The organism is Nostoc sp. CMAA1605, assembly GCF_021596505.1.
Classification (GTDB): Bacteria; Cyanobacteriota; Cyanobacteriia; order Cyanobacteriales; family Nostocaceae; genus Trichormus.
Genome location: NZ_PJIZ01000158.1, coordinates 1 through 7,478, shown reverse-complemented (window position 1 = coordinate 7,478; position 7,478 = coordinate 1). Strand labels below are relative to the sequence as shown.

The window sequence follows — 7,478 nt, the reverse complement described above, 5'->3', positions numbered from 1 at the left end:
TTATCACCCCAGAAATTATAGAAACACAACAATTGATACCTACTGGCATAGGCATCATGACTGGGTGAGAAAATCGTCCTGTTCTATTTCACAAATTCAGTCGCAAGTTAGAGCCGCACGAGAACGCGGTTTAGGAGCAGTATTTTTTTATTATGAAAGTCTCTGGGAATTCGGCTCAGAATCCGTAGAGCAACGCCAAGCAGCATTTGAGCAAATGTTCCCCACTCCCGTTGTCCGCGATCCTTCTCAATTTAGACCCCGTCAACCCAGTTTTGACACCATATCACTACCTTTGTATACCAGAGGCACGGAGGGTTATTTTTTAGAGGTAGCCGTAGCAAATGGTCGTCCTAGAAGAGTGCTTTTAGATACAGGCTCATCTGGACTCAGAGTTCCCAGGGAGTTTTTAGGTAACGCGCCTATGCAACAAACAGGTCAAAAGGTGAGGGAAGTATTAAGTGATGGCACTGTATTAGAAGGTGATTTAGTTTATGCTAATGTCCAGTTTGGCTTAATTTCCACTGTAGAACCTGTTCCAGTGCAAATAGTCACCAGTCGCCAATGTATTGCCCAAAAGCCCAATTGTTCTGCAAAAAGTAGCACTCCGTTTTCTGGTATTATCGGTGTCAATTATGCAGAACGCGCCCTTCCCTATAATCCCTTGAGAAAGTTGCCAGGAAATCTGAGTAATGGATTTATTGTGGTGGGAAATCGTGGGGGTAATAACAGTAATTTAGTTATTGGCTTGACAGATAAAAATCGCACAGGTTTTAGGATAGTTGCTTTAAGTCCACAACCTGCGATGGGTGGGATTCCTGGTAATAGATGGGATTCTAGACTAAGTGGAGTTTGTTTAGCGATCGCTAATAGTGCTATTAAAAATAATTGCAATGCCAGAATGGTAGTTGATTCGGGAATGAATAGCAGTTATGTTGATTTTAAATCTGCTGCTTTGATGGGTAAACTCAAGCAGGGAAGATTAACTGCAAAAAATACAGTGAAATTATCAATTCCCCGTGTGTTTGACTATAGTATTGCTCCAGGTAGCCGCAACGGCTTTAATGTCTGGAGTGTGAATCTTGCTCAACAGCTAGACCAACCAATGGTAGTCAATAGTGGGATAGCATTATTTGATAGATACAATGTGCTGTTTGATGCCGTTAATGGTAGGGTAGGTTTTCGCGATCGCACCCAGGGGACTTCTAACTAAACAAATATACTATCACGTTGATGGCAGGGAGCAGGGAGCAAGGGGAGCAGAATCCGATGATTATATTTGCTCTGACTGATTGGAAGTCCCTAAAAACGAATGAGAGTCTAAGGGTGTATGGGTTGGCGGCAAATAACCCATACCCTACAATTACTCATGGCTCAGGTGTAATTTCTACTATAGTTTCTAGCCAACTTTGCAAATCAGCCAGACTAGTAAAATCTAACAATGCCTCGCCTAGATTTTCTAATTGTTCTAGAGATAATGTTTCAATGCGTTCTAGCATTGGTTGGGGTATTTCTCCCAAGCGACGAGAGAGTTGACGTAAAATTAGCGACCTTTCTCCCTCTTCCTTAATTTCTCGGTAAACTCTTGTTTCCTTGAGTGTAATTCCTAACATTGATTCGACTTCCTTACGACTTAAGTTGTCAAACTTGTACACCATAATCGTCATCACTAGTTCTATTATGGTGCGATTTACGTTTTCAGGTTCTTCAACAGAAGCACGTTCAATTAAATATCTCGCTTCCTGTGGTGCTTGTTCTTCTTCTACCGTAGTTAATACCATCAATGCCACCCACATTGGCAATTGGCGAATATCCCCTAATTCATCCAAATACACCCGATGTACTTGGTTACTATTCAGTAAAACGCGATAGGGATAAATATCATTTTGTTCAATATTACGCGTAGGATAAATCATTACCGCTTGCCAATCAGCAAATCTTTGCCGATTACGGTAGAAATATAAGAAAGATTCAGCAAATACTCTCTCATAGAGTTGTTCATCTTTCTGAAATTGTACTTCACAGAAATATACAACCCCAGGAATTTGATTTTCTGGTGGTAAAAACACCCCATCAATTTCAAATTTTGGTTCTTTAACGGCTACGGAGTCAAATTTGTATTCGCCTGCATTTATCGGGGGATTTGTCAATAGTTCAAATAATAAATTGGGGTATTGTTGAAACAGTTTATAAAATATCGAGTCTCGCCGCATGGAAGAATTTCATCAATCTCTCAAAACTTTTTTCTCAAGCATAAGAACCCCAGTTTTTTCAATAAACTAGGGTTCTGATGTTAATGATATCTTTGTTTTTGAGCTAATAACAATTCTCCAAAATCTAGCAGCAGATGCAAAAGTGAAAAGCCAAATGGCATCTGACTATCTCTAATTGTGAATTGAATTAACTTTTTACTCCTAACTGCACAACTTGTGCAATGACAGTGAGGCTTTCTTCAAATAAAGCTTCCCGACCCCAGCGTTGTACCTGCTGACTGAGTAACGCTTCTGCTTTTTGCTCAGATAAAGAACTCACTTGTTGGAATAAACCCGCAGATTGTGCGCCACCGTGGGTTTCCATCCGCATACAACCGCCAGTCTCAGAACAAATGACAGTACCACAGTCTGCTTGAGCATTAGTAGAACTTAGGCGTAAAGCAATTAAATCACCGACGATTTCGCCTACATCAGCAACAGGAACTCCGGCTAATTCTGCTTCTATTTGTCGTTGATTTTGACCAACAAAGCGAATGCGGGTGATATCATAATCACCAATTTCCTTTTGATAGGAAACTGGTTGCCATTGTAAGCGGCTCGCCAACCAACCTAAGAATAGTAAGGCTTGGGCTGGGTTGCCTTTTTCATAATCTAGTGTCACTCGGTCAATTTCGCCCAAAGCCGCACGACGGTGGGGAGAATCGTAAGCTTCTGCGGTCAATTCTTGCCATGCTGCAAGTCTGCGCCAGTTCAAATCAGCCAGAGGCACACCATTTTCTACTAACTCTTGTAAGCTGATTAAATCTGTTTCTGGCTCGTTAAAGTTACAAGAATCGACGATAACGTTATTACAAACTGCCGACAGTCTTTTAAATAGGGTGTTGTTGGGGTCTGGAGTAGCTTTCCACCACAGGAATTTGGGCAAACCACCAATCAGTAATGCTGGAATCATCCCACCTATTCTTTCTAAAGCGGCGGTAGTACCACTCAAGGTGATGTATTCACAGCAAATCAATGTGCTGGAAGACTGTTTCTGAATGGGACAGTAGGCAGAAACTTGGGCTTTTACGCCTTCATCTTCCCCAGCAATGGGACACAAAGCGATGATGCGGCAAGGGTTACGGAGGGCGATTTCGTCGGCAATTCTGGGGCTATTAGTTGCAAGACTATATGTAGAACCATTACCGGCTTCTCCTGTAACGCCATTACCTTGACGTTTGGCAAACTCTTCTCGGAGTATGGCTAAGGTTTCAGGTGTAGCTGTGCCGGTTTCTGTGAGTCCATATTTGACTTGCACTCGCCGCAAAGCTGCATCTGTTTGGGGGCCTAAAATCCCATCAATGGGGCCATTGTAAAATCCCAGAGACGATAACAAATATTGAGTTTCTTCTGGTTCGTAAACTACTAGAGTAAAAGTAGTAGCACGAGTAGCCGCAGGTAACGCCCCATCTTCGCCAGCGATGCCGTAGCTTTGCCAAATTTGATTAAGTTCCGCTTCGATTTCAGTCAGCGAAATATCCTTGGGGGCTTGGAGTGAAAAAATGGTTGAGGCTTGGGAAGTCATAGTAGTTGTGATGTTGTCAGTGATCAGTTTGGAATTGAGGGTGTAAGGGTGTGGGGTTTAGGGGTGAGAGAGACAAGGAAGATAAGGGAGACATTTTCCTATTCCCAATGCCCCATGCCCCATTCCCCATTGCCAATTCCTACAGTCTGCGCCAGCGACGACCGTCTTGATTAATCAAAAGTTCTGCTTCTGTGGGTTCCCATGTGCCTGCTTCGTATTGGGGAACAATGGCGGGGTCGGCTGGTGCGTCCCACACGGAAAGGGCGGGGGTGACGACTTGCCAAGCTGCTTCTACTTCGTCAGCACGGGTGAATAATGTTTGGTCGCCCATCATACAATCTAAAAATAGGCGATCGTAGGCATCAGAAGTAGCAGCAATCCCAAAGGAACCATAGCTAAAATCCATATCTACCGAACGGGTACGGAATTCTGCCCCAGGCATTTTGACATCAAAACGGAGCGAAATCCCTTCATTGGGCTGAATCCGCATCGCTAAAATATTGGCGTTTCTTTGCTGGGCAGCAGATTGGAACATCCGTGAAGGCACATCGCGGAAGTGGATGGAAATCTCACTGACTTTTTTCGGCATCCGCTTACCAGTCCGCAGATAGAAGGGAACACCTTGCCAACGCCAGTTATCTACCATGAACTTCATTGCTACGTAGGTCGGGGTGGTGGAGTCGGGATTGACTCCTGGTTCTGTCCGATACCCTGGTACTGGCTGTCCTTTCATCCAACCTGCGCTGTATTGTCCACGTATGGCTGAACGTGATAGGTTATGGACATCAGCTAACCTTGTAGCTTGTAAAACTTTCACTTTTTCCGTGCGGATACTGTCGGCATCCATTGCGTTGGGTGCTTCCATTGCGGTGAGACAGTAAAGCTGCATCAGGTGGTTTTGCAGCATATCCCGCAGCGCGCCGGATTGTTCGTAGTAGCCTGCGCGGTCTTCTACACCTACGGTTTCTGCTACGGTAATTTGAACGTGGTCAACAAATTGACGATTCCACAGGGGTTCAAAAATGGCATTAGCGAAGCGGAATACCAAGAGGTTTTGAACTGTCTCTTTACCCAAGTAATGGTCGATGCGGTAAACTTGGTTTTCTTGGCAATATTTACGGACTACTGTATTGAGACTTTGGGCTGATGCTAAATCGCGACCAAAGGGTTTTTCAATGACTAGACGATGTTTGTAGGGGTCGTCTAGCATTCCGGCTGTGCCTAGTTGTTTGATGGCTTCGGGGAAGAAGTTAGGTGCAACGGAGAGGTAAAACATTCTGTTACCTCTTGTACCCCGTTGCTGGTCTAATTCGCTTAAGAGATTTTTCAGTTTTTGGTAACTCTCAGGATTATCGATGTCTCCTGGGCAGTAGAACAGACCTTGAGAGAAATCTTGCCAGAGTTCTTCGGGATCTACGCCGCCGTGCGCCTCTTCCATCCCTTTCCGCATTTGCTCGCGGAAGTATTCATGACTCCATTCACGACGCGCCACACCGACAATTGTAATTTCTGGGGGAATGCGTCGTTCTTTGCGTAATTTGTACAGTGCGGGAACGAGTTTGCGCCAGGTTAAATCACCAGACGCGCCAAAGATAACGATGATTTGAGGTTCTGGCATCCCTTGTTGTTGCAGACCAACGCGCAAGGGATTTTCTAGGAGACTAACCATATGAGTTTTCGATTCTAGGTGGGAGGGTGGGGATTGGGGATTGGGGATTGGGGATTGGGAATTGGGAATTGGGCATTGGGCATTGGGTATGGGGAATAAAAGACCTCTTCCCTCTGCGCCTCTGCTTGTTACTAGTCCCCAGTCGCCAGTCCCTAGTCCCCAGTCCCTATACTGGTGACAATAGCTTGACTTTGCGCTCTAAAGAGTTCATTAAGGACTGGAAAGGTTGGACAAATTTGTTAATACCTTCGCTTAACAGTTCATCCATAACAGCATCGAGATTGATATTGATGTCAGGGTCTTTGAGGCTTTCTATGAGATGGTAAGCTTCATTTACTCCTGTTTCTAGACGATTAGCTACATGACAGTGTTCAGCACAGGCGGTAATTGTCCCTGGTGGTAGGGTGTTGACGGTATCTGGGCCAATTAACTCATCAACGTACATAACATCGCTGTAATTGGGGTCTTTGGTGCTGGTGCTGGCCCACAGTAATCTTTGCACTTTTGCACCTTGGCTGGCTAGTGTTTGCCAGCGATCGCTCTCAATAATTTTTTTGTACTCTTGATAAGCAATCTTTGCATTTGCGATCGCTACTTTACCTCTCACAGCCCTGAGTCTAGCTTCTAGGTTAATATCATCAACACCGCGTCCTAATTTGGCATCAATTTTGCCGTCGATGTTGGTATCAATACGACTTAAGAAAAAGCTAGCAACAGAGGCTATTTTACTGATATCTTTACCTTCTGCTACTCGTTTTTCTAGTCCCCGAATATAAGCCCAAGCTGTATTTATGTAGTTTTGTACAGAAAATAGCAGGGTAATATTGACGTTAATACCTTCAGCTATTACTTGCTCTACAGCAGGGCATCCGGCTTCTGTACCAGGGATTTTAATCATAATGTTCTCTCGACCTATTTCTTGGAAATAACGCCGAGCTTCATTGATTGTAGCTTGGGTATCGTGGGCGATGGTGGGTGGTACTTCGATACTCACATAACCATCTTGTCTATTGGTAGCTTCATATACAGGACGCAAAATATCACAGGCATTACGGATATCTGCAAACACTAAGGATTCATAGATTTTGTCTGTGGGTAATTTTGCCTCTATGCCTGCTTCAATATCAGCATCATAAATTGCATTATCTGCGATCGCTTTTTCAAAAATCGCCGGATTGGAGGTAATGCCACAAATTCCCTGATTTTCCACTAGGTTTTGGAGTTCCCCTGACTGCACAATGTCACGGCTCAAGTTATCAATCCAAACACTTTGGCCGTACTGTTTTATTTCTAGTAGATGATTGGTGGCCATATTTATTATCTAACTCCGTTAATGATGTTTCTAAGTGAGTTTGACCAAGCCCATCAAAGTCAAAACTTTCATGGGGACTTTTGCATTGTTGCTTCGTCAATCACTTATGACATCGACCAAGAGTAATGAGTGAGTGCTGTTAGCGGTAGCGCGGCGTTTAGCCGGTGCTGAGTGCTGAGTTGTGTTAGCGGTAGCGCGGCGTTTAGCCGGTGCTGAGTTGTGAGTAATAGTTTTCCCCCTGCTCCCTGCACCTCTGCTCCCTGCTTTTCTGCGCCTCTGCTCCCCTGCTTCTTCAGTGACCATTCTGAATAAACGACTCTACCTTGGCTACATCCTCTTTGCTACCAATAATTAATGGGGTGCGTTGATGGAGTTTGTTGGGTACTACGTCTAATATTTCTACTAAACCCGTAGTTGCACGACCACCTGCTTGTTCCATGACAAAGGCTAGGGGAGCAGATTCATATAACAGGCGCAATTTCCCTTCTGGTTTTTGAATTGTTCCAGGGTAAAGAAATACACCGCCTTGGACTAATATTCTGTGGATATCACTTACCATTGCGCCACTATATCTGGCTGTGTAACCTTCGGTACGATGGACGTAACGGATGTATTCGCGGAAGGATTCTTCCCATTGCCAAAAGTTACCTTCGTTAACGCTGTAAACAGCACCGTGGTTAGGAATGCGGATGTTTTCTTCGGTGAGGAAAATTCTCCTAAGCT

Annotated in this window: 7 protein-coding genes and 1 pseudogene; 2 read left to right on the top strand and 6 right to left on the bottom strand. The window is 44.3% G+C overall.

Annotated features, from left to right (window positions below):
- Positions 1 to 1,210: pseudogene (locus tag CV014_RS28935) on the top strand (glycoside hydrolase family 10 protein); the annotation flags it as partial.
- 154 nt (positions 1,211 to 1,364) lie between these two features.
- Here CV014_RS28935 and CV014_RS28930 read toward each other — a convergent pair.
- The 3 genes from CV014_RS28930 to zwf all read right to left on the bottom strand — a co-directional run bounded on the left by CV014_RS28930 (position 1,365) and on the right by zwf (position 5,443).
- Entirely contained in the window at positions 1,365 to 2,210 is an 846-nt protein-coding gene (locus tag CV014_RS28930; RefSeq protein WP_236145167.1) for an Rpn family recombination-promoting nuclease/putative transposase, read from the bottom strand.
- A 187-nt stretch (positions 2,211 to 2,397) separates the two neighbouring features.
- Positions 2,398 to 3,774 carry a glucose-6-phosphate dehydrogenase assembly protein OpcA gene (gene opcA, locus CV014_RS28925; protein WP_236145166.1) on the bottom strand — a complete coding sequence of 459 codons (1,377 nt, stop codon included), beginning with the start codon at positions 3,772 to 3,774 and terminating at the stop codon, positions 2,398 to 2,400.
- Between the two features lie 139 nt (positions 3,775 to 3,913).
- The gene (gene zwf, locus CV014_RS28920) at positions 3,914 to 5,443 is read right to left on the bottom strand and encodes a glucose-6-phosphate dehydrogenase (RefSeq protein WP_236145165.1); all 1,530 of its coding nucleotides are present in this window, start codon (positions 5,441 to 5,443) and stop codon (positions 3,914 to 3,916) included.
- A 40-nt stretch (positions 5,444 to 5,483) separates the two neighbouring features.
- Here zwf and CV014_RS28915 point away from each other — a divergent pair, with 40 nt between their 5' ends.
- Entirely contained in the window at positions 5,484 to 5,621 is a 138-nt protein-coding gene (locus CV014_RS28915) for a hypothetical protein (RefSeq protein WP_236145164.1), read from the top strand.
- On the opposite strand, the gene tal is transcribed toward CV014_RS28915, so the two are convergent.
- From tal to CV014_RS28900, 3 genes are all read right to left on the bottom strand, one after another.
- Positions 5,610 to 6,755, bottom strand: coding sequence for a transaldolase (tal, locus tag CV014_RS28910; RefSeq protein ID WP_236145163.1), 1,146 nt, complete (start codon positions 6,753 to 6,755; stop codon positions 5,610 to 5,612). The genes CV014_RS28915 and tal overlap by 12 nt on opposite strands.
- 96 nt (positions 6,756 to 6,851) lie before the next feature.
- A complete protein-coding gene (locus CV014_RS28905; protein ID WP_236145162.1) occupies positions 6,852 to 7,058 on the bottom strand; it encodes a hypothetical protein in 207 nt (68 codons plus the stop codon).
- On the bottom strand, positions 7,048 to 7,478 hold a 431-nt coding region (locus CV014_RS28900), incomplete at its 5' end, for a class 1 fructose-bisphosphatase (protein ID WP_236145161.1). The genes CV014_RS28905 and CV014_RS28900, both read right to left, overlap by 11 nt.

Bases quoted from the DNA above. Each gene is read 5' to 3' on its own strand.
- CV014_RS28905 (WP_236145162.1), bottom strand. From the start codon at position 7,058: ATGGTCACTGAAGAAGCAGGGGAGCAGAGGCGCAGAAAAGCAGGGAGC.
- tal (WP_236145163.1), bottom strand. From the start codon at position 6,755: ATGGCCACCAATCATCTACTAGAAATAAAACAGTACGGCCAAAGTGTT.
- CV014_RS28930 (WP_236145167.1), bottom strand. From the start codon at position 2,210: ATGCGGCGAGACTCGATATTTTATAAACTGTTTCAACAATACCCCAAT.
- opcA (WP_236145166.1), bottom strand. From the start codon at position 3,774: ATGACTTCCCAAGCCTCAACCATTTTTTCACTCCAAGCCCCCAAGGAT.
- zwf (WP_236145165.1), bottom strand. From the start codon at position 5,443: ATGGTTAGTCTCCTAGAAAATCCCTTGCGCGTTGGTCTGCAACAACAA.